This window comes from Streptomyces sp. NPDC057854 (assembly GCF_042797055.1).
Classification (GTDB): domain Bacteria; phylum Actinomycetota; class Actinomycetes; order Streptomycetales; family Streptomycetaceae; genus Streptomyces.
This window is the reverse complement of the sequence record NZ_JBHVMF010000023.1, coordinates 82,774-107,804: the sequence shown is the minus strand read 5'-3', so window position 1 is coordinate 107,804 and position 25,031 is coordinate 82,774. Positions and strand designations below refer to the sequence as shown.

Below are 25,031 nucleotides of genomic sequence, written 5' to 3'. Positions count from 1 at the left end.
CGGGCGGGGAGCAGGGCGCGCCGGCGGCCGTCGCGCGCCGCGCCCGCGCCTATCGCCGCAGCTCGGTTCAGCTCAGCAGCGTGGGCCCCGCCGCCCCCAGCACCTGCTCGATCCGTCCCCACGTCTCGTCGTCGCGGGTGACGGCCGGCAGGGTCTCTCCCGCGCCCGTGCCCCAGGCCGTCGCGATCGTGACCGGGTCCTCGCCGGTGGCGGCGCCGGCGGCGAGCGCGGCGGCGCCGAGGGCGACGAGTTCGGTGGCGGCGGGGAGGACGAGGGGGCGGCCGGAGAGGCGGCGGACGGTGTCCGTCCAGGTCCGCCCGCGGGCGCCGCCGCCGATGAGGCGGAGCGGGCGGTCGCGGACGGCCGGGTCGGCGGGGTCGAGGCCGCAGGCGGCGAGGAGGCCGTCGAGGGCCCGCAGCAGGGTGAAGGCGGCGCCCTCGTACGCGGCGCCGAGGACCGCGCGCGGGTCGGTGGTGTGGCGCAGGCCGGTGACGAGGCCGGAGGCGGCCGGCAGGTCGGGGGTGCGTTCGCCGTCCAGGTACGGGAGGACGACGGTCCCGCCGCCGGGGAGGGCGTCCTCGCGGTCGAGGCCGAGGAGGCCGGCGAACCGGTCGACGGCGAGCGTGCAGTTGAGGGTGCAGCCCAGGGGCAGCCGGGTGCCGTCGGTGGCGGCGAAGCCGGCGAGGGCCGGGTCGGCGGGGCGGGCGCGGGTGGCGGCGTAGACGGTGCCGGAGGTGCCGAGGCTGACGACGGGGTGGTCGAGGAGGCCGGCGGCGCCGAGGCCGAGGCCGACGGCGGCGGCCATGTTGTCGCCGGTGCCGGCGGCGACCGTGACCGTGCGGGGCAGGCCGAGCGCGTCGGCGGCGGCCGCGGTGAGGGTGCCGGCGCGGGTGGCGCCGGTCGGGGCGAGCGCGGGCAGCCGCGCCGGGTCGAGGCCGAGGAGGTCCAGGATCCCGGGGTCGTAGGTGCCGTCGGCGGGGGCGTACCAGCAGGTGCCGGAGGCGTCGCCGGGGTCGGTGACGGCCTCGCCGGAGAGGCGTTCGGTGAGGAGGTCGTGCGGGAGGCGGACGGCGGCGGTGGCCTCGGCGTGGTGGGGTTCGTGCTCGCGGAGCCACTGCCACTTGGCGGCGGTCATGGAGGCGACGGGCACCGATCCGGTGCGGTCGAGCCAAGCCCGCGGGCCGCCGAGGCGGTCGGTGAGGGCGGCGGCCTGGGGCGCGGAGCGGGTGTCGTTCCAGAGGAGGGCGGGGCGCAGCGGCCGGTGGTCGGCGCCGAGGGCGACGAGGCCGTGCTGCTGGCCGGCGACGGCGACGGCGGTGACCGCGCCGGGGGCGGTCCCGGCTTCGCGGACGGCGGCGCGGACGGCGGTGACGAGTGCGGTCCACCACTCCTCGGGGTCGCTCTCGCGGGCGCCGCCGGTGCCGGTGACGGTGTGCGGGGCGCGGCCGAGGCCCAGCACCTCCCCGGTGGCGGTGTCGACGGCGACGGCCTTGGCGGACTGGGTGGAGCTGTCCACGCCGATCACGACGGAGCGGTTGACGGGCACGTCCTCGCCTCTTCTCTCGGGTCTGCTGCTCGTGGGGTCTGGCGTCCGGGGGCGCCCTGGCGTATTAGTTATCGCAGAAAACAAATCCGGCCGCCAGCGTCGCGCCCGCATCCGCCGGCCCCGTGAAGGAGAAGGACCCCACCATGACCGAGCGTTTCTCCCCCACCCCCGAGGACCGTTTCACCTTCGGCCTGTGGACCGTCGGCTGGCAGGGCCGCGACCCCTTCGGCGAGGCGACCCGGCCCGCGCTCGACCCGGTCGAGTCGGTCGAGCGGCTGGCGGAGCTGGGGGCGTACGGCGTCACCTTCCACGACGACGACCTCATCCCCTTCGGTGCGCCGCAGGCGGAGCGCGACGCCGTCGTGAAGCGGTTCCGGGACGCGCTCGACCGCACCGGCCTCCAGGTCCCCATGGCCACCACCAACCTCTTCACCCACCCGGTCTTCAAGGACGGCGGCTTCACCGCCAACGACCGGGACGTCCGCCGCTTCGCCCTGCGCAAGACGATCCGCAACATCGACCTCGCCGCCGAGCTCGGCGCGCGGGTGTACGTCGCCTGGGGCGGGCGCGAGGGCGCCGAGTCGGGCGCGGCGAAGGACGTGCGGGTGGCCCTGGACCGGATGAAGGAGGCGTTCGACCTGCTCGGCCAGTACGTAACCGAGCAGGGCTACGACCTCCGGTTCGCGATCGAGCCGAAGCCGAACGAGCCGCGCGGCGACATCCTGCTGCCCACCATCGGCCACGCCCTCGCCTTCATCGAGCGGCTGGAGCGCCCGGAGCTGGTGGGCGTCAACCCGGAGACCGGTCACGAGCAGATGGCCGGGCTGAACTTCCCGCACGGCATCGCGCAGGCGCTGTGGGCGGGCAAGCTGTTCCACATCGACCTCAACGGCCAGTCCGGCATCAAGTACGACCAGGACTTCCGGTTCGGCGCCGGGGACCTGCGGCAGGCGTTCTGGCTGGTCGACCTGCTGGAGTCGGCGGGTTACGAGGGCCCGCGCCACTTCGACTTCAAGCCGGTGCGCACGGACGGCTTCGACGGCGTCTGGGAGTCGGCGAAGAACTGCATGCGGAACTACCTGATCCTCAAGGAGCGGGCGGCGGCGTTCCGCGCCGACCCGGAGGTCGTCGCCGCCCTCGCCGCGTCCCGGCTGCCGGAGCTGGCCGTGCCCACCGCCGCCGACGGCCTGGCCGGGCTGCTGGCCGACCCGACCGCGTACGAGACCTTCGACGCGGACGCCGTCGCCGCGCGCTCGATGGCCTTCGAGCGGCTGGACCAGCTGGCCCTGGAGCACCTGCTCGGCGTGCGGCGCTGAGCGGCGCACCCCGGACGCGCGGAGGCCCCGGGGCCGGGAGGTCGTCCCGGGCCCGGGGCCCGCGGGGGTGCGGCGGGGTGGGCGGTCAGGCGGAGGCGCGGACCACCAGTTCCGTGGGGAGGATGACGGTGGCCGGGTCCTCGCCCGCGATCCGGGCGAGGAGGGTGCGGACCATCTCGGCGCTGATCCGGTCCCAGGGCTGGCGGATGGTGGTGAGCGGCGGCTGGGAGGCGTGCGCGGCCGGGGAGTCGTCGAAGCCGCCGACGGCGATGTCCTCGGGGACCCGCTTGCCGGCGCGGGCGAGGGTGTCGAGGACGCCCTGGGCCATGAGGTCGGAGGCGACGAAGACGGCGTCGGTGTCGGGGGCCCGCTCCAGCAGGACGCGGGCGGCCTCGGCGCCGCTGGCGCGGCTGTAGTCGCCGGTGACGATCCGGTCCTCGTCGACGGGGAGGCCGCAGGCGGCGAGGGTCTCGCGGTAGCCGGCGAGCCGTTCGACGCCGCCGGGGGTGTCGAGCGGGCCGGTGACGGTGGCGATGCGGCGCCGTCCGGTGGCGTACAGGTGGCGGACCATCTCGCGGGCGCCGTCGCGGTCGTCGGCGGCGACGTACCCGATGCGGGTGGTCTGGCCGAGCGGTTTGCCGCAGGCGACGACGGGCACGCCGGCCTCGTGCAGCCGGGCGACGACGGGGTCGCCGGAGTGGCTGGAGACGAGGAGGACGCCGTCGACGTGGCCGGCCTCGATGTAGCGGAGGTTGCGGCGGCGCTCGTCCTCGGTGCCCGCGATCATCAGGATCAGCGGGATGTCGCGGTCGGCGAGGGCCTGGGTGCAGGCGCGCAGGAGGACGTTGAAGTTGGGGTCCTCGAAGAAGCGCTCCTGCGGCTCGGTGAGCAGGAAGGCGACGGAGTCGGACCTGCCGGTGATCAGCGAGCGGGCGTGCCGGTTGACGACGTACCCCGTTCTGCGGATCGCGGCGTCGACGGCCGCCTTGGCCGCGGGGCTGACGTAGTGGCCGCCGTTGAGGACGCGGGAGACGGTGCCGCGCGAGACGCCGGCCTCGCGGGCGACGTCGTGGATCGTGACGGGGCGGCGCCTGCTCGCTGCTGTGCTCATGCTGTGTGTTTCCCCTCGTTCCCCGGTGTTCAGGACTTTACGGCGCCCGACAGCAGGTCGAGGCTCCAGAACCGCTGGATGACGAGGAACAGGGCGATCAGCGGGACGATCGCGAGCAGCGCGCCGGTGATGACGAGGGTGTAGAGGGCGGGCTGGCTGGCGCCCTGCTTGAGGAGGGTGAACAGGCCGACGGTCATGGGGAACTTCTCGTCGTCGCCGAGCATGATGAACGGCAGCAGGAAGTTGTTCCAGATGGCGGTGAACTGGAAGAGGAAGATGGTCACCAGGCCGGGGCCGAGCATCGGGACGGCGATCCGGCTGAAGATCCGCCACTCCCCCGCGCCGTCCATGCGGCCCGCCTCCACGAGTTCCCTCGGGATGGCGGCCTCGGCGTAGACGCGGCCGAGGTAGACGCCGTACGGGGAGAGGATCAGCGGCAGCAGCACGGAGAGGTGACTGTCCGTCAGGTCTGCTTCGGCCATCAGCAGGTACTGCGGGATGGCGAGGATGACCGGCGGCATGAGGACGCCGGTGAGCATGACGTTGAAGAAGAGCTCGCGGCCGCGGAAGCGGTAGACGGCGAGGGCGTAGCCGGCGAAGGCGGAGACCACCGTGGACAGGGCGGCGCCGAGGCCGGCGTAGAGGACGGAATTGCCCATCCAGCGCCAGTAGATGCCGTCGCGGTAGGCGGTGAGGTCGGTGAGGTTGTCGCCGAGGCCGCTGCCGGGGAGGAAGCTGAAGGTGGAGAACAGCTCGTCGTCGGCCTTGGTGGCGGCGACGACGACCCAGGCGACGGGGAGCAGGCAGTAGAGGGCGCCGAGGACGAGCGCGGCGGTGGGCAGCAGGGCGGTGCGGCGGGGGCGTGGCGGGGCCTGCGGGACGCCGGGGGTGGTACCGGCGGCGGGGGCCGCCTTGCGGAGCGTCGGGGAGGCGGGTCCGGTCATCGGCCGGCTCCTTGTGCGGTGCGGCGGTGGGAGATCCGGAGGAGGGCGAAGGAGAGCGCGAAGGTGGCGAGGGCGAGGACGACGGCCGTGGCGGAGGCCGCGTGGATGTTGCCGCCGGTGAACGCGTCGTTGAAGACCTTCATCAGGGGGCTCCAGGTGGAGGGGATGCCGTTGGTGAGCGGCCGGAGCGTGGTGGGCTCGTTGAACACCTGCAGGGTGGCGATGATCGAGAAGAAGAAGGTGAGGACCAGGGAGGGCGCGACCATCGGGATCTTGATGCGGAGCGCGATCTGGAGCTCGGAGCAGCCGTCGAGCTTGGCGGCCTCGAAGACCTCGGCGGGCAGGGAGCGCAGCGAGGTGTAGATGACGATCATGTTGAAGCCGGTGCCGCCCCAGACGGCGATGTTGGACATCGCGAGGTAGAGCGGGCCGCCGTCCATGAGGTCGGGCCGCGGGAGGCCGGCCTTCTCCAGGAGGTGGTGGAGGGGGCTGACGTCGGGCAGGTAGAGGAAGCCCCAGAGGACGGCGGCGATGACGCCGGGGACGGCGTACGGGAGGAAGATCGCGAGCCGGGCGAAGGAGCGGCCCCGGACGCGCTCGGAGTCGAGCAGGAGCGCGAAGAGGAGGGCGAGGCCGAGCATGACGGGGACGACGAGGGCGCCGTAGCCGAGGACGCGCAGGGCGCTGGCGAGGAACTCGCCGTCGGTGAGGGCGGAGGCGTAGTTCTCCAGGCCGGCCCAGACCTCGGACTTGGCGCCCTTGCCGAGGCCGTTGCCCTTGATCCGGGTCTTGTGGAGGCTGAGCCAGACGGCGTAGCCGATGGGCAGCGCGAAGAAGAGGACGAAGAGGACGGCGGCCGGGAGGAGGAAGAGGTAGGGGGCGCTTCGTGCTCGCCTGCGGGTGGCGGTGGGCGACGGGTGGGCGTACGGGGCCGCCTCGGCCCCGTACGGCCGGCGCACGCCCTTGGGGGGCTGCGTCACTTGGCGACCTCGAAGCCCTGCTCGGCGAGGTCGTTCACGGTGGTCTCCTGGAGCGCGGTGAGGGCGGTACCGAAGGCGGCCTTGGTCCTGGCCTTGGCGGCCTTGCCGAACTCGTCCTTGAAGGCGGTGTAGGCGACGTTGACGTTGGGGCCCCAGGCGGCGGGGGCGGTGGTCTTCGCGATCTCCGCGGCCTTGGCGTAGAAGTCGGGCTGGTTGGCGAAGTAGGCGGGGGCCTGGGCGAGGGCGCCGCTGGTCTGGGCGGCGGTGGCGGCGGGGTAGATGCCGCTCTCCTTGACGAGGGCGGCGAGCGCCTTGGGGTCGGTGTTCAGCCAGGTGGCGAACTTCGCGGCGGCTTCCTTGTGCGGCGAGTCGGCGGTGACGGCGGTGGAGGAGCCGCCCCAGCTGCCGGTGGCGTTCTCGCCCTCGCTCCACTGCGGGAGGGGGGCCATGGCCCACTTGCCCTGGGTGGCGGGGGCGGCGGTGCCGAGGGTGCCGGGGGCCCAGACGGCGGAGACCCAGGCGATCTGCTCGCCGGTGTTGAGGGCGTTGTTCCAGGCGGGGGTGTACATCGGCTGGTTGTCGATGGCGCCCTCCTCGACGAGGCCGCCCCAGAAGTCGCCGACCTTGCGGGTGGCGGCGTCGTCGATGCCGACCTTCCAGGTGTCGCCCTCGAAGGTCCACCACTTCGCGCCGGCCTGCTGGGCGAGGCCGGCGAAGAGGCCGGAGTCGTTGGCGGAGAAGGTGGTCAGGGACTTCTCCGGGTCCTTCTTCTTCAGCGCGCGGGCGGTGTCGGCGAACTCGTCCCAGGTGGTGGGGACGGTGAGGCCGTACTTCCGGAACAGGTCCTCGCGGTAGAAGAACATCAGCGGGCCGGAGTCCTGCGGCAGGGCGTAGACGGCGTCGCCGCCGAAGGTGGTCTGCTGCCAGACGCCGGGCGCGAAGTGCTTCTCGGCGCCCTCGACCTGGCCGGCGATGTCGGCGAGGGCGTCGTTGCTGACGAGGGTGGGCAGGGCCTGGTACTCGGCCTGGACGAGGTCCGGGCCCTTGTGCGCCTTGGCCGCCGTGATGATCTTCGTGACGAGGTCGTCGCCGGACGCCTGCTTCTGGACGGTGACCTGGATGTCGGGGTGTTCGGCGTTCCAGAGGGCGGCGACCTTGTCCATGCCGGGCGCCCAGGCCCAGTAGGTGAGCTTGACCGGGCCGGAGGCGGCGCCCGTCCCGTCGCCGGAGCCGGAGTCGGATCCACAGGCGGTGAGCGCGGTGGCGCCGAGGAGGGCGGCGGTGGCGGCGGCGAGGCTGCGGCGCGTGAGCTGGGGCATGGGTGGTTCTCCCTGACCGAAAGGGGCCTCTCCCTCGGACGGGGAGGCCGACCATGCATCTGTGAGCGTTCACAGTAGAGAAACGTTCCGGACACTTGTCAATGGTTGTTCCTGTGCGGTTATGTTGCGTTGCCGCATCGGCATCAGGTGTGTGCACGTTCCCAGATACTCGCTTCGGTTCGTTCTGTTCGTACTGCTCGTTCCGCTCGTTCCGTTCGTTCCGTTCGTTCAGGAGAGACTCATGTCGCCGACGACCCCCCAGGGCCTGACCCGGCTCGCGTTCGGCGGGGACTACAACCCCGAGCAGTGGCCGGAAGACGTCTGGCAGGAGGACGTGCGGCTGATGCGGGAGGCCGGCGTCACCCTGGTGAGCGTCGGGATCTTCTCCTGGGCGCTCCTGGAGCCCGAGCCGGGCCGGTACGACTTCGGCTGGCTCGACCGGGTCCTCGACCTGCTGCACGCCCACGGCGTCCGGGTGGACCTCGGCACCCCGACGGTCGCGCCGCCCGCCTGGTTCTACCGCGCGCACCCCGACGCGCTGCCGGTCACCGCCGACGGCGTCCGCCTCGCGTACGGCTCGCGCGGGGCGATCTGCCACAGCTCCCCCGCCTACCGCGAGGCCGCCGTCCGGATCACCACCGAGCTGGCCCGCCGGTACGCGAGCCACCCGGCGCTCGCCCTCTGGCACGTCCACAACGAGTACGGCGTGCCCGTCAGCGCCTGCTACTGCGACGGCTGCGCCGCGCACTTCCGGCGCTGGCTGGACGCCACGTACGGCTCCGTCGAGGCCGTCAACGAAGCGTGGGGCACGGCGTTCTGGGGCCAGCGGTACGGCACGTACGAGGAGATCCTGCCGCCCCGCACCACCCCGACCGCCGGCAACCCCGCCCAGAAGCTCGACTACCGGCGCTTCGCCGACGCCACGATCCGCGAGAACTTCCGCGCCGAGCGGGACGTCCTCCACGCGCTGTCCCCGGGGATCCCGGTCACCACCAACTTCATGACCGCGCTCAGCCAGTGCGACGCCCTCGACTACTGGGCGTGGGGCCGCGAGGTCGACCTCGTCACCAACGACCACTATCTGATCACCGACGGCCGGCGCACCCACGTCAACCTCGCGATGGCCGCCGACCTCACCCGCTCCGTCGCCGGCGGCGCGCCCTGGCTGCTCCTGGAGCACTCGACGTCGGGCGTCAACTGGCAGCCCCGCAACCCGGCCAAGCGCCCCGGCGAGATGGCCCGCAACTCCCTCGCGCACGTCGCCCGCGGCTCCGAGGGCGCGATGTTCTTCCAGTGGCGGCAGTCCCGGCGCGGCGCCGAGAAGTTCCACTCGGCGATGGTCCCGCACGGCGGCACCGACACCCGGATCTGGCGCGAGGTCGTCGAACTCGGCGCCGGGATCGGCGCGCTGGAGGAGATCCGCGGCACCCGGACCGTCCCGGACGTGGCGATGCTGTGGGACTGGCAGTCCTGGTGGGCGCAGGGGCTGGAGTGGCGGCCGAACGAGGCGCACGATGCCCGCGAGCGCGCCGACAGCTTCTACGAGACCCTCTACGACCGGCACCTCACCGTGGACTTCGCGCACCCCGAGGCCGACCTGTCCGCTTATCCGCTGGTCGTCGTCCCGGCGCTGTACCTGATGACGGAGGCCGCCGGGCGGAACCTGCGGGAGTACGTCGAGAACGGCGGCACCCTCGTCGTCTCGTACTTCTCCGGCATCGTCGACGAGCACGACGCCGTCCACCCCGGCGCCTACCCGGGCGCCCTGCGGGACGTCCTCGGCCTCACCGTCGACGAGTGGTCGCCGCTCCTGGACCACCAGCGGGTCGGCCTCACCGGCCCCGGCGGGGCGGCGCTCACCGGTGACGTGTGGACCGAGTTCGTCCGGCCGCGCGGCGCCGAGACCGTCTGGACGTACGCGGACGGCCCGGCCGCCGGCGGGCCCGCCGTCACCCGGCACCGCCTCGGCCGGGGCACCGCGTGGTACGTCTCCACCCGCCTCGACGCGGCGTCACTGGACGCGATCGTGGCGGCGACCTGCGAGGACGCCGGGGTACCCGGCCGGACCGCGCTCCCGCGCGACGTGGAGGTCGTCCGCCGGGCCGGCGCCCACGGCCACTACGTCTTCGTCCTCAACCACACCGGCGAGGAGGCGAAGGTGCCGCTGGACGGCGCGGGCACGGAACTCCTCACCGGCGACGGGACGACCGGCACGCTGACCGTGCCTGCGGGCGCGGTCCGGGTCGTCCGCCTGGCCGGCTGACGTCCGGCCCTCCAAACCCCCGACCCCGTCTCCGAGGAACAGCGCCGCCGCTCCACCCCTCCCCCATCCGTCACCGTCGAAGGGACACCGGCGATGCGACGCATCACCAGAGGCCGTTTCCGGATCCGCTCCGCCGCTCTCGCCACCGCGCTCGGCGCGGGCCTGCTGCTCGCCCCGCTGCCCGGGCAGGCCGTGGCCGCGAGCACGCTCACCAACACCGGGTTCGAGGCCGACGGCACCGGCACGGCCACGCCGTCGGGCTGGTCGACCTACTCGGCCACCGGGCAGAACGCCGCCTCCTTCACTGAGGCCGGCGGGCGCGGCGGCGGCCACCGGCTGTCGCACTGGTCGTCGTCCGCCTACCAGGTGGAGACGTACCAGTACCTCAGCGGGCTCGCCGACGGCACGTACACGCTGAGCGCCTGGGTGCGTTCCGGCGGCGGGCAGAACGCGGCCTACCTCGCGCTGCGCAACTGCGGGTCCGCCGAGCAGCGCACCGACCTGCCCGTGACGACGAGCTCGTGGGTGCGGATCGTGACGTCGGTGAAGGTCGTCGGCGGCGGCTGCACGGTCAGCGTCAACTCCGACGCCAAGGCAGGCAATTGGCTGAACGTGGACGACCTGGCCCTCACCCCCGGCGCGACCGGTCTCGGTGTCAAGGGCGTGGACCTCTCCGCGCTGAAGAAGAACGAGGACTTCGGCGCCACGTACAGGAACGCGTCGGGGGCGGGCGGCGACCCGGTGGCGCTGCTGCGGGGCGCGGGCGCGAACTACGGCCGGTTGAAGGTGTGGGTGAACCCGGCTGACGGCTACAACAGCAAGGCCCGGGTGCTGGCGACGGCGAAGCGCATCAAGGCGCAGGGCATGAAGCTGCTGGTGGACTTCCACTACTCGGACGTCTGGGCCGACCCGGGCGCCCAGTCCAAGCCGGCGGCGTGGGCGGGCCACTCCTACCCTCAGCTGAGGACGGACGTGTACGACCACACGTATGACGTCCTCAGCGCGCTGAAGGCGCAGGGCACCACGGCCGACATGGTGCAGATCGGCAACGAGATCAACACCGGCATGCTGTGGCCGGAGGGGTCGACGTCCCACTGGGCGCAGCTCGCCGGGCTGCTGAAGTCGGGCGTCTCGGCCGCCAAAGCGGTGTCGCCGTCGACGCAGATCGCGCTGCACCTCGCCAACGGCGGCGACAACGCGCTCTACCGCACCTGGTTCGACAACGCCACCGCGCAGGGCGTGAGTTACGACGTGATCGCGCTGTCCTTCTACGGCTACTGGCACGGCTCGCTGGCCTCGCTCCAGGCCAACATGGACGACATCGCGGCGCGTTACGGCAAGAAGGTGATGGTGGCGGAGACCGCGTACCCGTTCCGGCTGGACAGCGAGGACGCACACGAGAACATCATCGACCGCGACACGGAGCTGGTCCCCGGATACCCGGCCTCCCCGGCGGGCCAGGCGGCGTGGCTGCGGGACGTGATGAACGTCGTGGAGGCGGTGCCGAACGGCCGCGGCCTCGGCGTCGTCTACTGGGAGCCGGCCTGGACCGCGGTCGCCGGCAGCGGCTGGGACCCGGCCGACCCGTCGTCGGGCAACGCGTGGGAGAACCAGGCGCTGTTCGACTACGACAGCCGGCTGCTCCCGGCGGCGGGCTGGTTCGCCCACCGGTAGGACGGGGAACGCAAGGGCCCCGGCGCCGCTCGGCATCCCGGGGGCCCGGTCACGGACCCAGCCGCTCGATGCGGTCCAGGTGCTCCTCGCCCCAGGCGCCGAGCGGGGCGAGGGCGGTGTTCAGCGAGCGCCCGAACGGGGTGAGGGAGTACACGACCCTCGGCGGCACCTCCTCGTGCGCCTCGCGGTGGACCAGTCCGCTCGCCGCCATCTCCTTCAGCTGGAGGATGAGGATCCGCTCGCTGATCCCCGGCACCGCCCGGCGCAACTCCCCGTAGCGCAGCGGCCCTTCCCCCAGGGCGAAGAGGATCAGCCCTTTCCACTTGCCGCCCATGACCGCGATGGCCGCGTCCAGCCCGCAGGTGTACTTCCGTCCGCTCACCGCGCCCGTCCCCTCCGCCCACATGCTTGTGCGTACCGGACAGAAATGTCGGTACTTGATCCAATGTACGGGTGCGCAGACGATGGTCACGGGGCACCCGAGCAGCGGGTTTCCAGCCCCGACCCACCACGCGTACCCGGGAGTTGGGCATGCCCGAGCACCACCGCACCCCCGTCACCGTGATCGGCCTCGGATCGATGGGCAGCGCCCTCGCGGCGGCCTTCCTCGCCGCCGGCCACCCGACGACGGTCTGGAACCGGACCGCGGCCAAGGCCGCGCCGCTGGTCGAGCGGGGCGCGCGGCTCGCGCCCTCGCCCGACGCGGCGGTGGCCGCGAGCCCGCTGGTCGTCGTCTGCCTGTCGGCCTTCGGCGCCACCCGCGCCGTCCTGGAGCCCGCCGCCGCCGAACTGGCGGGGCGCGCGCTCGTGACCCTCAACAGCGGGGCGCCCGGCGAGGCCCGCGCGTTCCACGCCTGGGCGGCGGGGCAGGGCGCCCGGGTGCTCTGCGGGGCCGTGAAGAACGTGCCGTCGGCGGTCGGCGCGCCCGACACCCTGCTCTGCTACAGCGGCGACCGCGGGGCCTTCGACGCGTACGGGGACACCCTGCGGGTGCTGGGCGGGGACACCGTGCACCTCGGGGACGAGCCCGACCTGGCGGCGCTGTACGAGATGGCGGTGGGCTCGACCCTGCTGCCCGCGCTCGCCGGGTTCTTCCAGGGGGCGGCGGCGCTGCGGTCCCGGGGGCTGACGGCGGAGAGCATGGTCCGGTTCTCCGAGAAGTGGCTGGACATGATCAAGTCTCTGCTGCCGGTGTACGCGGCGGAGATCGACCGGGGCGACTACGGGGACGGCGCGTCCTCGGTGAACCTCTTCCTCACCGCCGCCGACGACGACGCGGCCCTGGCAGCGGAGACGGGCGTCGACACCTCCTGGCTGGCGCCGCTGCACGACCTGGTGCGGCGCGCCGCCGACGCCGGTCACGGCGAGGACAGCATCGCCGCCCTCACCGAGGTGCTGCGCGCCCCGGCGAAGGCGTCCGGCTGACGAGCGGGGCCGCACCGCTCACGCCGGCGCCGGCCGGTCCCCCGTCACGGTGTGCGGCACGCCCGCCCGGAGCGTCAGCTGCCGCAACTCCCTTCCCGGGGCGCAGAGTTCGACGGTGGCGTCCCGTTCGGGGTAGAGCACGCAGGTGTACGTCGCCGGCGCCCAGGTGAGGTCGAGGCGGGCGCCGAACCGGGTCGTGATCCCGGCGAGCCGGCCCCGGACGCAGGGTCCGGGCGGCGGGCCGGGCAGCAGGACGAGCCGGCCGGGGGTCGAGCGGACCAGGGCCTCCACGAGCGGCGGGGACGGGAGACGGGCTGGGTCGGGGAGCCCGGAGGCGGCGAGCAGCCGGTGCCGGCCGGCGGCGAAGAGGTGTTCCAGGAGGGCGGGTCCGGCGGGCCGGGCGAGCAGGACGGAGCCCGGCAGGGCGCGTTCGGCGGGATCGGCGCCGAGGTCGAGGACGACCCGCAGGTAGGCGGCGCGGTGCAGGGCGGTGTGCCGGTCGTGGAGCCGGGCGTACGCGGCGGCGGGGCCGTCCTCTCCGGCGAGGGCGCGGAGCGCCGCGGTCTCGCCGGCCGGGTCGTAGGGGCCGTCGTGGCGGCGGACCCGCGTCAGGAGCAGGAGCCTGCGGGCGCCGTCGACGCGGACGCCGCGGTCGGTGAGGACGGTCCGGCCGGTGTCGGGGACGACGAGCGTGACGCCGGTGTGGCCGGGGGCGGAGTCGGGGTGGCGGGCGTGGAGGGTGAGGACGGTCTCGCCGTGGGCGGTCTCGATGCCGCGGGCGGCGGTGAGGCCGGCGGGCGCGCCGTCGAGGCGGTGGTCGAGCGCGACGTGCACGCGGGGCCCGGGCTCCGTGACGTACTGCACGAGGACGTCGTCGGCGCGGGAGACGAGGACCCGGCTGGTGCGCCGCCCGGCGGTGGCGGTGACGACTCCGGTGGCGAAGTCGACGGCGCGCCGCGTGCCGGGGGCCGGTTCGGGGGCGTCGGCGCGGACGCGGGTGAGGAAGGCGGGGTGGCCGGTGACGGGGCCGCCGGCCAGGAGGGCGTCCTGAGCGGCGGGAGGGGGCGGGCCGGCGGTGTCGCCGGACCGGTGGCGGGGCCGGACGAGGGCGCGGTGGGTGACGACGACGCGGTCGTCGCACGGGTCGCCGTACACGAGGGCGCCGTGCCGGCCGTTCCCGGCGGGGAAGGCGTCCTCCCGGCGGGTGGCGGGCGCGGGCTCCCAGGTGCCGTGGGCGGGTCCGGTCACGGGTGCTCCTCCAGGACGGCGGCGCCGCAGCGGTCGGGGGCGGGGGCGTCCGAGCCGCGTGCCGGTACGAGGTCCACGGGGACGGTCACCTCCTGCTGCGCCTCGGGACGGTGGCTACGTCTCTGTCGCCGCCGACGCCGCGAAGGTTGCCGCGGCATGTGCTCCGGGACGCTCGGGGGGGCCGTACGGTGCCCGCCGCCGGCGCCGGCGGCTAGGCTCGCGTGATCGAACACTTGGGGGGAACCAGTGACCAGCACGACGTCCGTACACCGCCGCGCCGCCCTGCTCGCCGCGGCGCTCGCCGCCCTCGCCGTCTCCTGCACCACGGTGCAGGAGATCGACCGGGTGGACCAGAGCGCTCCCCGTCCCTCCGCGACGGCCGGGGCGACGACGACCGGGCCCGCGGCCGGCGCCGGGGACCCCGGCGCGCTGCCCGGCGACTCCACGCCGCCCGCCGCGCCCACCACGTACGACCCGTCCGCACCGGCCCCCGGGGAGAAGGTCCGGGACGCCTTCGCCACCCTCCAGGCCACGCTCAACGAGTCCTGCGCGACGGACTGCGGTTACTTCCTGGGCCGCGTGCACAAGGAGGTCCAGGAGATGGACATGGCCATGAAGGCCGACCCGAAGGGGCCGGGTCACTTCCCCGAACCGATCGCCCGGATCGCGGAACTGAACAGGACCCTCGGCGGGGACAGCTCCTTCGAGAACCTGAAGAAGCACCAGAAGGAGCTGGTCGCCACCCGCGACTTCATCCACACGTGGATGCAGGACCACCCCGACGACTACCGCTGACCGCGGCGCACGCCAGCGCGGCGGCGACGAGCCCCGCGCTCAGCAGGAAGGGGCCCGTCGGCCGGGCCAGCACGGCCCCGGCCAGCAGCGGACCGGCCACGGCCCCCGTGTTGAGCGCGGCCGTGGCGTAGGCGCCGGCGAGCGCGGGCGCGCCGGCCGCCTCGTACAGGATGCGCGCGATGAGCGTGGCGCCGAGCGCGAAGGACAGCGCCCCCTGGACGAACAGCAGCGCCAGCAGGGCCGCCGGGCGGTCCGCCAGCGCGGCGAGCGCCAGCCATCCGGCGAGGAGCGGCGGCCCGCCGGCGGCGAGCAGCCGGTCCGCGTGCCGGTCGGCGAACCGGCCCGCGACGGTGACCCCGGTGAAGGAGCCCGCGCCGAACAGGACGAGGGCGGCGGCGACCCAGGGGGCGGAGAGCCCGGCCGGGCCGGTGACGACCGGCGCCAGGTAGGTGAGGGCGCCGAAGGTGGCGGCGTTCACGAGCGCGGCGAGCAGCATGACCCGGACCAGTCGGGGCGCCCGCAGCACCGCGAACTCGGCGCGCAGCGCGACCGGTTCGGGTCGCCGGCTTTCGGGGACGCCGCGCAGGACGCCGAGTGCGGCGGGCACGCACAGCGCGGCAACGGCCCAGAAGGCGGCCCGCCATCCGGCGAGCGCGCCGAGCAGCGCGCCGCCGGGGACCCCGGCGACGGTGGCGACGGTCGTCCCGCCGAGGAGGACGGCGAGCGCCCGCGCCTTGCGGTCGGCCGGGACCATGGCGGTGGCCGTGGTGAGGGCGAGCGCGAGGAAGCCCGCGTTCGCGAGGGCGGCGGCGAAGCGGCTGAGCAGCAGGACGGCGAAGCTGGTCGTCACGGCGCCGACGACGTGCGCGGCGAGGAAGACGAGCACGAACGCGAGCAGCCCGGACCGGCCCGGCCTGTGCCGGGCGAGCACCGCCATGAGCGGCGCGCCGATGACCATGCCGACGGCGAAGGCGGAGGTGAGCGCGCCGGCGGCGCCGACACTCACCCCCAGGTCACGGGCGAGGTCCGGCAGCAGGCCGGCGAGCATGAACTCCGAGGTGCCCATGGCGAAGACGGCCAGGGCGAGCAGGTACAGGGGCAGCGGAAGCTGCAGGCGAGAACGCGAGGAACGAGGAGAGGACACCGAGGCTCCGAGGCGGTACGGCGGGAAGGACGGGTGACGTCGTCGCGTCACCGCCGCCGGCCCGCCTCCCCCGCTCGCTCCGGGTGCCGGGCACGCCCGACCGGCCGCACGGCACGGGGCGCGGCGGCGGTCGGTGACGGGTGCACCGGCTCAGAACGTGCGGGGGTGCTGGGGCCGGCGGCGTGACCGCGGGCCCCCCGCTCTGGATGCCTCGGGGCTGGACATGCCGGGCACCTTACGCCGGCCCGTCGCTCCCCCGCACCTGCTTTTCGCCGCCGCCCGCGGCCCCTGGCCTCTGGCTCGTCCCGCCCGGCGGGCGCCCCGGTGTCACGCGTCCAGCACGATCGGCACCGCGCCGGGGCGGCCGTAGGCGAGGATGCGCTTCAGCGCCTCCCGCATCCGGGCCACGTCCTCGGCCGGCGCGTGCAGGACGGCCTCGAGCACCGGGTCGTTCAGCCCCAGGTCCTCCAGCGACGCGGGGTCGAAGGTGACCCGCAGCAGGCCGCGTTCCAGCTCCACCGTGCGCACGCAGCCGTACGCGGCGTTCTGATCGGGGGTGATCACGCAGTACGAGTCCATGCCGAGGCGGACGTCCTGCTCGTCCGGTTCCTCCGCGCCGCCCTGGAAGTCGAGCGCGAAGCTCTCCTCGTCCGCCGACTCGGCGACGCCGGCCGTCGGCACGTGCACGCCCGGCGGCAGGTCCTCGTGCCATCCATACGCGATGTTCGCCACGAACCTGTACGTCATACGCGTGTTCTACCAGAACCGGGGCCCCGTCAGTCCTCCACCCATCGCCCGTCGGCCATCAACTGCCGCCCGGCCAACTCCGGTTCCTCGTGCCACGCCTGGAGGTCCGTCGGCCGCACCCGGAACCAGCGGTACGCCGGCCCCGAACGCCGCGCGTTCCACCCGGTCTTGGCGCGGAACCCGTCGGCGACCGCCTCCGGGACCTCGTCGTGGGCGTACGCGGTCACGTCGCCGTCCAGCAGCACCACGTCCCGGGTGTCGCCGAGGGCGAGCCGGGCACGGGGGTGGGCGGCGAGGTTCCGTCCGGTGGGGTTGCCGAGGCGCGTGACGAGCCAGACGTCCGCCCCGTCCCAGTAGAACGACAGCGGCACGAGATACGGCGCGGCGCCGGGCCCCGCGGACGCGACCCAGACGTCCAGCTCCCGCTCCAGCCGCGCCCGCACGTCGGCGACCCGCTGGGCGCGGTCGCGGGGGGCGGGGTCGCGCGGGGCGGTGTCGCGGGGAGCGGGTGCGGGGCGGGTCACTGCTTCACCGCTTCGAGGAAGGCGGTGAACGCGGCGGCGGAGACGGTGACGGTCGGGCCGGCGGGGCGCGTGGAGTCGCGGAGGGGAACGAGGTCGTGGGTGGGGACGAGGTTGTGGGCGACCTCGACGCAGTCGGCTCCGCCGTTACCACTGAAGGAGGACTTGAACCAGCTGGGAGTCTCGTCGGTCACAGCATGCCCTTTCGCACTTCCTTGATCATGGCCACGGTGTCCGCCTGGGAGAGCGCTTCGGCCGTCAGTTGATAGTAGGCCGTGAGCAGGGACGACACGGCTCCGTCCTCCCGCTCCAGATGGCCTCTGGCCTGCGACTCGGCGTAGGCGATCACCGTTTTGTCAGGCAGCGTCAGCAGATACAGGGGGAGGTCGAGCGGACGCCTCTCGCCCAAGGCGAACGGTGCCACTTGGACCACCGTGTTCGGGCGCTCCGCAAACTCCACGAGCCGGTCGAGCTGAGCGGCCATGACTTCGGGACCGCCCACAGGACGACGGAGACAGCTCTCATCCATCACGACGAACAACCTCGGTGGCCTCTCCTGCTCCAACAGGCGCTGCCGCTCCATCAAGTAGGCCACCCGCTCCGCAGCCTGGTCCGTCGTAGCGGCACCGCGTGCGACGAAGCCCCCCGTGACCGTCCGCGCGTAGTCGAGCGTCTGAAGAAGTCCCGGGATGACACCGATCGTGAACAGACGGATCTCAACCGCCTTGCGCTCATGCGCGACGTACTCCGGAAAGCCTTCCAAGAGCACCCCGTGCCGCACCTGGCGACACTCGCGATCGAACGACTGCCCGGTTCCCGCCAGACCGAACGCCACATCGACAGCTCCCGCAAATCTGAGAGTTGAGGGTCGGCTACCGATTTCGACGCCCGAAATGTGCTTACTGGAATACCCCGTGCGCTTGGCCAGCTCCTCCTGTGTCCAGCCGCGCTCCTCTCGCATCCTGCGCAAACGCGCTCCGTACGCAGCCATGGGTCCGCTGCCCGGGTCAAGTGTCTTGCGGTATCCCACAGTTCTCCCTCAGAAAACCGTACGTTGAGGACGCTTCGACTGTAGGTCACGCTGGGTGCACCCCGTAGCGAATCCGCTACAGAGAGGGAGGAGCCCCCATGCCCGCACACGACCGCCCAGGTCCCGTCCCGGACCTCGGGACGTTCATGGCGGCGGACACGCCCGGTGGCCGGCCTCGGCTCGGGAAGGTGATCGCCTGGGACGGCGAGTTCGTGCACCTGCAACGGCCCGGCGGCGGCGCGGAGTGGACGGCCGTACCGGCGGAGCTGCGGCGGCCGACGGACGAGGAGCGCGCACTCATCCGCGTACTGACCACGCCCGTGCCGGCCGCCGCCGATCCGCCGCCGCAGCGGTTTCCGGAGCCGCCGGTCGTCCTCTCGGTGGACCTGGTCCCGCCGGCCCTGCCGGCACCCGGCTGCGTGACCTGCACGATCGCGGCCGAACACGAACGCGCGCACCGGCGGGTGCACGACCACTCCGCCGCGGCGGACTGCCGGGTCGAGATCCGCAACCACCCGCACACCGACAAGAAGTCGAGGCTTCCCGGGGAGCGGGAGCTGCCGTGAGCGTGGTTCCGGCCTACCGGATGGGCCCGCACCCGGGGCCGGAGTCGGAGGTCACGATGACCGCGCGCTGCATGGACGGCGGGTGCGGGTGGGAGGCGGCGCCGACGCCGCGGCCGGTGGACGGCGCGGCCGGCTGCGTGGCGCACACGGCGGCGACGGGGCACGGGGTGTTCGCGGTGCGCCTGGAGTACATCGCGCTGGTCACGAGCGGCGCGGCCGGGGGCGGGGAAGGCAGTGGCTGACGCGGCCACCAGCGCCACCTCGCCGGACACCCGGCACGGGCACGGGCACGGACACGGACGCCGGCACCGGCGCCGGCCTGCGGCCGACGGTCGCGGTCGTTCAGGCCGCGGCGAGCAGGGCGCCGAGACTCCCGCCGGTCGTCGAAGAGGACGGGCGGGCCGCCGGGTCACCACCGCGGGCCCGGGCGGCGAACGGAAAACGGTCGGGCGCGGGTTCGCCCCGGGCACCTCGCCCGGAGCACGGCGTACATCACCGCAGGGTGGGCGCGGCCGGCCACGCCCACCCCACGCTCCCGCCGTCGGCGAGTCCCCCGCGTCAGCCGTACATCGCCAGGCGGGAGAACGCGGCGAGCGCGTGATCGATGGGATGGGGCTGCGGGACACCGGAGGAGTCGAGCCGGTTCCAGCGCTGGAGGTTCATCGCGACGGCCATCTGCCGCTGCCCGTCGGCGCGGATCACGGCCAAGGCGCCGCCGCCCCAGACCGTGCCGCCGTGGCCCCAGTAGTCGGGGTGGCCGGGTTCCCGCGTCGGGTAGATGCCGAGGCCGTAGTCGATGACCTTCCTCTCCTGGGAGATGACCGGGACGACGCGCCGCATCTGCTCCAGTGACGCGGGGCTGACGATCTCGCCGGCGAGCAGCGCGCGGTAGAAGCGGTTGAGGTCGGTGACGGTGGAGACGAGCGAGGCGGTCACGCCCGTCCAGGACATGTCGTAGACGCTGTAGTCGCGCGGCGGGTCGATCATGCCGAACCACGCCTCGTAGAGCCGCGCGTGCGGACCGTCGATCTCGGGCTCGTCGGGGAAGAAGGTGTCCCGGAGGCCGGCGCGTTCGATGACGTTCCGGGTGACGCAGCGCTCGGCCGTGGTGCCGGTGACCCGTTCCAACAGCTGGCCGAGAAGCAGGTAGTTGGTGTTGGAGTAGAGGCCCGGGCTGCTGCCGGGCGCACTGGCGGGAGGCGCGGAGACGCCCATGGCGATCAGGTCGAGCGGGTCGAAGCGGGTGTAGCGGTGGTCGTCCAGGCTCTGGGGGCTGGTGTCCGCGAGGACGGGGAACGCCTTGAGGGACGGGTAGGCGTAGGGGAGGTACTCGGCGAGGCCGCTGGTGTGGTCGATCAGCATCCGGACCGTGATCGCCTCGCCGGGTTCGCCGGGGACCAGTTCCGGGAGGTACCGGGCGATCGGCGTGTCCAGTCCGATGCGGCCGGCTTCGACCTGCTGGAGCACGGCGGCGGCGGTGAAGGTCTTGGTGACGCTGCCGACGCGGTGCAGCATGCCGGCGGTGACGGGACGGCCGGTGGCGAGGTCGGCGACGCCGGCGGCGCCGCGCCAGACCTGGTCGCCGTCCCGCACCTCGGCGAACACGCCGGGCATTCCGGCACGGTGGACGTCCTCCAGGGCGGCGTCCAGCGCCGTTAAGGCCAGGGACTTGCTCACGTCAGGTGTCCTTTCGCAGGGGCTGTGCGAACAGAGCTGCGCGCGCTCATGCCCTCATTATGCACGCGGTGCGTGCATCGCCAAGTGCAGCGGTAGTCTGGGGTTTTGACGCGACGAGAGGAGCGGGGATGGCGGGCCGAAGGCGCTGGACGACCGAGGAGATCCTGGACGCGGCGGCGGAGCTGCTGAGCACGAGCGACGCGGAGTCGTTCAGCGTGCGCAGGCTCGCGGCGGTCCTGGGGACCGACTCCTCCAGCCTGTACCGGCACTTCCGCAGCAAGACCGAGCTGCTGCGCGCGGTCGCGGACCGGATCCTGCTCACCGCGATGGAGGGCTACCGGCCCGAGGGGGACTGGAAGCAGCGCCTCACCGCCCTGGCCCTGCGCCTGCGGGACGCCTTCGGCCGGCAGCCCCAACTCGCGGCGGTATGGGGGCGGTACGCGTCGGGCGGCGCCGGTTCCCGGCTGGTCCTGGAGGAGGTGCTGCAGGCCCTGCGCAGCTCGGGGCTGCCCGACGAGGAGATCCCGGTGCGCTACCACCGGCTCGCGGTCCTCATCGCGGCGCTGATCGCCTCCGAGGCGGGCGTCAGCACCATCGGCCCGGACGAGTACGAGCAGGGCATGGAGCTGTTCCGCGTCGCGGTGCTCGGTGCCGACCCCGAACGCTTCCCCGCCCTGGCCCACTTCGCCCGCGACATCCGCCCCCTGGGCGCGGACCGCCCCGCCGCGTTCGAAGAACTCCTCGCCGCCCACCTCGCCCACATCGAGACGGCGATCACCCCCGGCTAGCCGGAGGACCGGCGCAGCCCGAGGCCCGCGAGCGCCCCGCCGCGCCCGCGAGGCGCACCGGTGCGGAAGGCCCGGCCGAGCCGGCACCCCCGGACGAGCACCCGGGCCCGCGAGCAGCTCGCAGCGGACCCGGCCCGCTCCGGAGCGGGCCGGGTCCGGGCCATCTGTCGCCCTCCACACCGCCCGGGCCCAGGGCCCGTACCGCGTACGGCAGTCCGGTTCCCGCGCGGTGCCACCGGGCCCCCCTCCGCGTACGCCACGCGGTACGTGCCGGCCGGGACACCCCGGCGGTCATCGGGCCGGCGGAGCCCCGCCGGGACCTGTCCCCGAGGCCCATGACGGACGCGTACCGAAGGCACGAAGGGGTCGGCCCGGTCCGGTCACCCGCCGCGCGGGCGCGCGTTCCGTCCCCCCGTACGGCAGTCCCGTTTCCGCCGCGCTCCCCATCGGCCCCCTCCTCTTACGCCACCCCGCGTCCCCTCCTGCATCACGCGCAGAAAACGCTTTCTACGAACCCTGCGCGAAGCATTGACGAAACATCGACGTCCCCCTAGCTTCATGCCCGTTGCACTTCGTACGTCATATATGAGACGCGATACACGACCGATCTGAGAGTGCGCCGATGCCCTATGCCCCCAGCCCCATCCCCTCCCGGACGCAGTACGTCCTGGAGGCGATCAAGCACGACATCCTCACCGGGGGGCTCAGACCCGGGCAGGCGCTCGTCGAGGCCGAGCTCGCCGCGCGGTTCGGGGTCTCCAAGACGCCGGTGCGCGAGGCGCTGAAGACCCTCGCGGGCAGCGGGCTCGTGGTGATGAGCCAGTACAAGGGCGTCACCGTGCGGATGGTCGACGCGGACATGGCCCGGGCCGTGTACGACGTCCGGCTGCTGCTGGAGCCGGAGGCGGTCCGCCGCGCGGTCGCCTCCGGGGCTCCGCTCGACGAGGCCCGCGAGGCGCTCGTGCGGGCCGCCGCCGCCGAGGACCCCGCCGAACGCTCCCTGGCGAACCGGGCGTTCCACCGCGCGCTCTACCTCCCCTGCGGCAACCCGCTGCTCGGGCAGATGCTCGACGAGGTGCGCGACCAGGCCGCGCTCGTCTCCACCGTCGCCTGGGCCGCCGTCCCCTCCTGGGAGCGCGAGGCGGCCGAGCACGAGGAGATCCTGCGGCTCGCCGCCGCGGGCGACGCCGACGGGGCGCGCCGCGCGGTGCACGCGCACATCGCCTCGTTCGTGGCGCGCGCCTTCCCCGAGAACACCCCGAACCCCCTGGACAGTGAGTGACGATGACCTTCGAGACCCTTCGGGCCGCCCTCGCCGACGTCGTGGCCATCCCGGTCACGCCGTTCGCCGAGGACGGCCGGGTGGACTCCGCCGCCCACCGGGCGCTGTTGCGCCGGCTGCTCGACGGCGGGGTGCGCACCCTCACCCCCAACGGCAACACCGGCGAGTTCTACGCCCTCACCCCCGACGAGCGCCGCGCGGTCACCGAGGCCACCGTCGCGGAGGCGGCGGGCCGGGCCGCGGTCCTGGTGGGCGTCGGGCACGACGTGCCGACGGCGGTCGAGGCGGCCCGGCACGCGCGGGAGACGGGCGCGCAGATGGTGATGGTCCATCAGCCGGTGCACCCGTACGTCTCCGAGAGCGGCTGGGTCGACTACCACCGGGCCATCGCGGAGGCGGTGCCGGAGCTGGGGGTCGTCCCCTACGTCCGCAACCCGCAGCTGAGCGGGGAGCGGCTGGCCGAGCTGGGCGCGGCGTGCCCGAACGTGGTGGGCGTGAAGTACGCGGTGCCGGACGCGGCCCGGTTCGCCGGCTTCGCCCGGGACGCGGGCCTGGACCGGTTCGTGTGGGTGGCGGGTCTGGCGGAGCCGTACGCGCCCTCGTACTTCTCGGCGGGCGCGACCGGTTTCACGTCCGGTCTGGTCAACGTCTCCCCCGCGCTCTCGCTGGAGATGCTGGAGGCGCTGCGGGCGGGCGACTACGGGACAGCGATGAAGGTGTGGGAGCGGATCCGCCGCTTCGAGGAGCTGCGCGCCGCGAACGGGAACGCGGACAACGTGACCGTGGTGAAGGAGGCGCTGGCGTCGCTGGGGCTGTGCCGGCGGGACATCCGGCCGCCGAGCCGGGAGCTGCCGGAGGACGCGCGGGCCGAGGTCGCGGCCATCGCGGGCGGGTGGCCGATATGACGGGGGGCGCGGCGAAGCAGCCGCACGAGCTGCGCAGTCACCAGTGGTACGGGACCGACGGGCTGCGGTCGTTCAGCCACCGGGCGCGAACTCGGCAGCTCGGCTACCTGCCCGAGGAGCACCTGGGCAAGCCGGTGATCGCGGTGCTCAACACGTGGTCGGACATCAACCCCTGTCACGTGCACCTGCGGGACCGGGCGCAGGCCGTGAAGCGGGGGGTGTGGCAGGCGGGCGGCTTCCCGCTGGAGTTCCCGGTGTCCACGCTGTCGGAGACGTTCCAGAAGCCGACGCCGATGCTGTACCGCAACCTGCTGGCGATGGAGACGGAGGAGCTGCTGCGCTCGTACCCGGTGGACGGGGCGGTGCTGATGGGCGGCTGCGACAAGACCACGCCGGCGCTGCTGATGGGCGCGGCGTCGGTGGACCTGCCGACGGTGTTCGTGCCGGCCGGGCCGATGCTGCCGGGGCACTGGCGGGGCGAGACCCTGGGGTCCGGCACGGACATGTGGAAGTACTGGGACGAGCGGCGGGCCGGGACCATCGGCGACTGCGAGATGGCCGAGCTGGAGAGCGGTCTGGCGCGCTCGCCCGGTCACTGCATGACGATGGGGACGGCGTCGACGCTGACGGCGGCGGCGGAGACCCTGGGCGTGACGGTGCCGGGTGCCTCGTCGGTGCCGGCGGTGGACTCGGGGCACGACCGGATGGCCGCCGCGTCGGGGATGCGGATCGTGGAGCTGGTGCGGCAGGACCTGCGGCTGTCGCGGCTGCTGACCCGGGAGGCGTACGAGGACGCTGTCGCCGCCGTGCTGGCGCTCGGCGGGTCGACGAACGCGGTGATCCACCTGATCGCGATGGCCGGCCGGTCCGGGGTGAAGCTGACGCTGGACGACTTCGACCGGATCGCGCGGACGGTGCCGGTGCTCGCGAACCTGCGGCCCGGCGGCGCGTACCTCATGGAGGACTTCCACTTCGCGGGCGGGATGCCCGGCTTCCTGTCGCGGATCGCGGACGTGCTCCACCTGGACCGGCCGACCGTCTCGCACGCCACGCTGCGCGACCAGCTCGACGGGGCGCTCGTGCACAACGACGAGGTGATCCGGGAGCGGCACCGGCCGCTGGCTGCCGAGGGCGGGCTCGCGGTGCTGCGGGGCAACCTGTGCCCGGACGGGGCGGTCATCAAGCACGTCGCCATGGAGCAGCGGTTCCTGAAGCACACCGGTCCGGCGGTCGTCTTCGACGACTACCGGACGATGCAGCGGACCATCGACGACCCGGCGCTCGGGATCACCCCGGACCACGTGCTGGTGCTGCGCGGCGCGGGCCCGAAGGGCGGTCCGGGGATGCCGGAGTACGGCATGCTGCCGATCCCGAAGTACCTGCTGGAGCAGGGCGTGCGGGACATGGTGCGCGTCTCGGACGCCCGGATGAGCGGGACGAGTTACGGGGCGTGCGTGCTGCACGTGGCGCCCGAGTCGCACGTCGGCGGACCCCTCGCGCTGGTCCGCACGGGTGACACGATCACCCTCGACGTCGACGCCCGCTCGCTCCATCTGCACGTCTCCGACGAGGAGCTGGAGCGCCGGCGGGCCGCGTGGACGCCGCCGCCGGCCCGGTACGAGCGCGGCTACGGCGCGCTGTACATGGAGCAGATCTCCCAGGCCGACACCGGCTGCGACTTCGCGTTCCTGGCCCGGCCGGGGACGACCCCCGAACCCTACGCGGGCTGACCCCGCGCCTCCGCACCGCC

Annotated in this window: 24 protein-coding genes; 11 read left to right on the top strand and 13 right to left on the bottom strand. The window is 73.9% G+C overall.

Annotated features, from left to right (window positions below; translation table 11 throughout):
- Positions 1–67 precede the first annotated feature (67 nt).
- On the bottom strand, positions 68–1,546 hold the full coding sequence (gene xylB / locus ACFVQZ_RS28675) for a xylulokinase (protein ID WP_383627453.1): 1,479 nt from the start codon (positions 1,544–1,546) through the stop codon (positions 68–70).
- Positions 1,547–1,689: 143 nt separating this feature from the next.
- Between xylB and xylA the strand changes: the two genes are divergently transcribed.
- A complete protein-coding gene (gene xylA / locus ACFVQZ_RS28670) occupies positions 1,690–2,862 on the top strand; it encodes a xylose isomerase (protein ID WP_030497355.1) in 1,173 nt (390 codons plus the stop codon).
- A gap of 85 nt (positions 2,863–2,947) precedes the next feature.
- Here xylA and ACFVQZ_RS28665 read toward each other — a convergent pair whose 3' ends face one another.
- Genes ACFVQZ_RS28665 through ACFVQZ_RS28650 form a run of 4 tightly spaced genes read right to left on the bottom strand, consistent with a single transcriptional unit; the run spans position 2,948 to position 7,216 of the window.
- On the bottom strand, positions 2,948–3,973 hold the full coding sequence (locus tag ACFVQZ_RS28665) for a LacI family DNA-binding transcriptional regulator (RefSeq protein WP_383627450.1): 1,026 nt from the start codon (positions 3,971–3,973) through the stop codon (positions 2,948–2,950).
- A 29-nt stretch (positions 3,974–4,002) separates the two neighbouring features.
- Complete coding sequence (locus ACFVQZ_RS28660) at positions 4,003–4,917, bottom strand: carbohydrate ABC transporter permease (RefSeq protein WP_030497357.1); 915 nt, start codon at positions 4,915–4,917, stop codon at positions 4,003–4,005.
- Positions 4,914–5,897: a carbohydrate ABC transporter permease gene (locus tag ACFVQZ_RS28655; protein ID WP_030497358.1), complete on the bottom strand. Its 984-nt coding sequence runs from the start codon at positions 5,895–5,897 to the stop codon at positions 4,914–4,916. Before ACFVQZ_RS28655 ends, ACFVQZ_RS28660 begins: the two co-directional genes overlap by 4 nt.
- The gene (locus ACFVQZ_RS28650; RefSeq protein ID WP_383627447.1) at positions 5,894–7,216 is read right to left on the bottom strand and encodes an ABC transporter substrate-binding protein; all 1,323 of its coding nucleotides are present in this window, start codon (positions 7,214–7,216) and stop codon (positions 5,894–5,896) included. The genes ACFVQZ_RS28655 and ACFVQZ_RS28650 overlap by 4 nt, the downstream gene beginning before the upstream one ends.
- Positions 7,217–7,457: 241 nt before the next feature.
- Between ACFVQZ_RS28650 and ACFVQZ_RS28645 the strand changes: the two genes are divergently transcribed.
- The gene (locus tag ACFVQZ_RS28645) at positions 7,458–9,479 is read left to right on the top strand and encodes a beta-galactosidase (protein ID WP_383627444.1); all 2,022 of its coding nucleotides are present in this window, start codon (positions 7,458–7,460) and stop codon (positions 9,477–9,479) included.
- 93 nt (positions 9,480–9,572) lie between these two features.
- Complete coding sequence (locus ACFVQZ_RS28640) at positions 9,573–11,153, top strand: arabinogalactan endo-beta-1,4-galactanase (RefSeq protein WP_383627442.1); 1,581 nt, start codon at positions 9,573–9,575, stop codon at positions 11,151–11,153.
- Positions 11,154–11,202: 49 nt separating this feature from the next.
- Here the strand turns inward: ACFVQZ_RS28640 and ACFVQZ_RS28635 are convergent, their stop codons facing one another.
- On the bottom strand, positions 11,203–11,535 hold the full coding sequence (locus tag ACFVQZ_RS28635; protein WP_107645527.1) for a helix-turn-helix domain-containing protein: 333 nt from the start codon (positions 11,533–11,535) through the stop codon (positions 11,203–11,205).
- 149 nt (positions 11,536–11,684) lie between these two features.
- On the opposite strand from ACFVQZ_RS28635, the gene ACFVQZ_RS28630 reads away from it, so the two are divergent.
- Positions 11,685–12,578: an NAD(P)-dependent oxidoreductase gene (locus tag ACFVQZ_RS28630; protein WP_383627439.1), complete on the top strand. Its 894-nt coding sequence runs from the start codon at positions 11,685–11,687 to the stop codon at positions 12,576–12,578.
- Positions 12,579–12,596: 18 nt separating this feature from the next.
- Here ACFVQZ_RS28630 and ACFVQZ_RS28625 read toward each other — a convergent pair whose 3' ends face one another.
- Positions 12,597–13,826 (bottom strand): hypothetical protein, encoded by a 1,230-nt coding sequence (locus ACFVQZ_RS28625; RefSeq protein ID WP_383627436.1) that lies wholly within the window; start codon positions 13,824–13,826, stop codon positions 12,597–12,599.
- A 246-nt stretch (positions 13,827–14,072) separates the two neighbouring features.
- Between ACFVQZ_RS28625 and ACFVQZ_RS28620 the strand changes: the two genes are divergently transcribed.
- Entirely contained in the window at positions 14,073–14,621 is a 549-nt protein-coding gene (locus ACFVQZ_RS28620; protein ID WP_383627433.1) for a hypothetical protein, read from the top strand.
- Here ACFVQZ_RS28620 and ACFVQZ_RS28615 read toward each other — a convergent pair.
- The 5 genes from ACFVQZ_RS28615 to ACFVQZ_RS28595 all read right to left on the bottom strand — a co-directional run bounded on the left by ACFVQZ_RS28615 (position 14,578) and on the right by ACFVQZ_RS28595 (position 18,024).
- Complete coding sequence (locus ACFVQZ_RS28615; RefSeq protein ID WP_383627521.1) at positions 14,578–15,735, bottom strand: Cmx/CmrA family chloramphenicol efflux MFS transporter; 1,158 nt, start codon at positions 15,733–15,735, stop codon at positions 14,578–14,580. The genes ACFVQZ_RS28620 and ACFVQZ_RS28615 overlap by 44 nt on opposite strands.
- A gap of 357 nt (positions 15,736–16,092) precedes the next feature.
- Complete coding sequence (locus ACFVQZ_RS28610) at positions 16,093–16,512, bottom strand: Imm10 family immunity protein (RefSeq protein ID WP_030497367.1); 420 nt, start codon at positions 16,510–16,512, stop codon at positions 16,093–16,095.
- A 29-nt stretch (positions 16,513–16,541) separates the two neighbouring features.
- Positions 16,542–17,036 (bottom strand): pyridoxamine 5'-phosphate oxidase family protein, encoded by a 495-nt coding sequence (locus tag ACFVQZ_RS28605; RefSeq protein WP_383627430.1) that lies wholly within the window; start codon positions 17,034–17,036, stop codon positions 16,542–16,544.
- Positions 17,033–17,227, bottom strand: coding sequence for a DUF397 domain-containing protein (locus tag ACFVQZ_RS28600; protein WP_383627428.1), 195 nt, complete (start codon positions 17,225–17,227; stop codon positions 17,033–17,035). The genes ACFVQZ_RS28605 and ACFVQZ_RS28600 overlap by 4 nt, the downstream gene beginning before the upstream one ends.
- A complete protein-coding gene (locus tag ACFVQZ_RS28595) occupies positions 17,224–18,024 on the bottom strand; it encodes a helix-turn-helix transcriptional regulator (protein ID WP_383627518.1) in 801 nt (266 codons plus the stop codon). The genes ACFVQZ_RS28600 and ACFVQZ_RS28595 overlap by 4 nt, the downstream gene beginning before the upstream one ends.
- Before the next feature lie 137 nt (positions 18,025–18,161).
- On the opposite strand from ACFVQZ_RS28595, the gene ACFVQZ_RS28590 reads away from it, so the two are divergent.
- Entirely contained in the window at positions 18,162–18,629 is a 468-nt protein-coding gene (locus ACFVQZ_RS28590; protein ID WP_030497371.1) for a hypothetical protein, read from the top strand.
- Complete coding sequence (locus ACFVQZ_RS28585) at positions 18,626–18,871, top strand: hypothetical protein (protein ID WP_383627425.1); 246 nt, start codon at positions 18,626–18,628, stop codon at positions 18,869–18,871. The genes ACFVQZ_RS28590 and ACFVQZ_RS28585 overlap by 4 nt, the downstream gene beginning before the upstream one ends.
- A 316-nt stretch (positions 18,872–19,187) precedes the next feature.
- Here ACFVQZ_RS28585 and ACFVQZ_RS28580 read toward each other — a convergent pair whose 3' ends face one another.
- Complete coding sequence (locus ACFVQZ_RS28580) at positions 19,188–20,243, bottom strand: serine hydrolase domain-containing protein (RefSeq protein WP_081959567.1); 1,056 nt, start codon at positions 20,241–20,243, stop codon at positions 19,188–19,190.
- A 191-nt stretch (positions 20,244–20,434) separates the two neighbouring features.
- Here ACFVQZ_RS28580 and ACFVQZ_RS28575 point away from each other — a divergent pair, with 191 nt between their 5' ends.
- The 4 genes from ACFVQZ_RS28575 to araD all read left to right on the top strand — a co-directional run bounded on the left by ACFVQZ_RS28575 (position 20,435) and on the right by araD (position 25,011).
- Positions 20,435–21,094, top strand: a complete 660-nt coding sequence (locus ACFVQZ_RS28575) for a TetR/AcrR family transcriptional regulator (protein ID WP_030497374.1) — start codon at positions 20,435–20,437, stop codon at positions 21,092–21,094.
- 622 nt (positions 21,095–21,716) lie between these two features.
- Positions 21,717–22,376, top strand: a complete 660-nt coding sequence (locus ACFVQZ_RS28570) for a GntR family transcriptional regulator (RefSeq protein WP_030497375.1) — start codon at positions 21,717–21,719, stop codon at positions 22,374–22,376.
- Between the two features lie 2 nt (positions 22,377–22,378).
- The gene (locus ACFVQZ_RS28565) at positions 22,379–23,281 is read left to right on the top strand and encodes a dihydrodipicolinate synthase family protein (RefSeq protein ID WP_051788300.1); all 903 of its coding nucleotides are present in this window, start codon (positions 22,379–22,381) and stop codon (positions 23,279–23,281) included.
- Complete coding sequence (gene araD / locus ACFVQZ_RS28560; protein ID WP_030497377.1) at positions 23,278–25,011, top strand: L-arabinonate dehydratase; 1,734 nt, start codon at positions 23,278–23,280, stop codon at positions 25,009–25,011. The genes ACFVQZ_RS28565 and araD overlap by 4 nt, the downstream gene beginning before the upstream one ends.
- The last annotated feature ends 20 nt before the right edge of the window (positions 25,012–25,031 follow it).

Excerpts from the sequence above, each read along its gene's own strand:
- xylA (WP_030497355.1), top strand. The coding sequence starts at position 1,690 with ATGACCGAGCGTTTCTCCCCCACCCCCGAGGACCGTTTCACCTTCGGC.
- ACFVQZ_RS28665 (WP_383627450.1), bottom strand. The coding sequence starts at position 3,973 with ATGAGCACAGCAGCGAGCAGGCGCCGCCCCGTCACGATCCACGACGTC.
- ACFVQZ_RS28660 (WP_030497357.1), bottom strand. The coding sequence starts at position 4,917 with ATGACCGGACCCGCCTCCCCGACGCTCCGCAAGGCGGCCCCCGCCGCC.
- ACFVQZ_RS28650 (WP_383627447.1), bottom strand. The coding sequence starts at position 7,216 with ATGCCCCAGCTCACGCGCCGCAGCCTCGCCGCCGCCACCGCCGCCCTC.
- ACFVQZ_RS28645 (WP_383627444.1), top strand. The coding sequence starts at position 7,458 with ATGTCGCCGACGACCCCCCAGGGCCTGACCCGGCTCGCGTTCGGCGGG.
- ACFVQZ_RS28640 (WP_383627442.1), top strand. The coding sequence starts at position 9,573 with ATGCGACGCATCACCAGAGGCCGTTTCCGGATCCGCTCCGCCGCTCTC.
- ACFVQZ_RS28630 (WP_383627439.1), top strand. The coding sequence starts at position 11,685 with ATGCCCGAGCACCACCGCACCCCCGTCACCGTGATCGGCCTCGGATCG.
- ACFVQZ_RS28610 (WP_030497367.1), bottom strand. The coding sequence starts at position 16,512 with ATGACGTACAGGTTCGTGGCGAACATCGCGTATGGATGGCACGAGGAC.
- ACFVQZ_RS28595 (WP_383627518.1), bottom strand. The coding sequence starts at position 18,024 with ATGGCTGCGTACGGAGCGCGTTTGCGCAGGATGCGAGAGGAGCGCGGC.
- ACFVQZ_RS28590 (WP_030497371.1), top strand. The coding sequence starts at position 18,162 with ATGCCCGCACACGACCGCCCAGGTCCCGTCCCGGACCTCGGGACGTTC.
- ACFVQZ_RS28580 (WP_081959567.1), bottom strand. The coding sequence starts at position 20,243 with ATGCCCGGCGTGTTCGCCGAGGTGCGGGACGGCGACCAGGTCTGGCGC.
- ACFVQZ_RS28575 (WP_030497374.1), top strand. The coding sequence starts at position 20,435 with ATGGCGGGCCGAAGGCGCTGGACGACCGAGGAGATCCTGGACGCGGCG.
- ACFVQZ_RS28570 (WP_030497375.1), top strand. The coding sequence starts at position 21,717 with ATGCCCTATGCCCCCAGCCCCATCCCCTCCCGGACGCAGTACGTCCTG.
- ACFVQZ_RS28565 (WP_051788300.1), top strand. The coding sequence starts at position 22,379 with ATGACCTTCGAGACCCTTCGGGCCGCCCTCGCCGACGTCGTGGCCATC.
- araD (WP_030497377.1), top strand. The coding sequence starts at position 23,278 with ATGACGGGGGGCGCGGCGAAGCAGCCGCACGAGCTGCGCAGTCACCAG.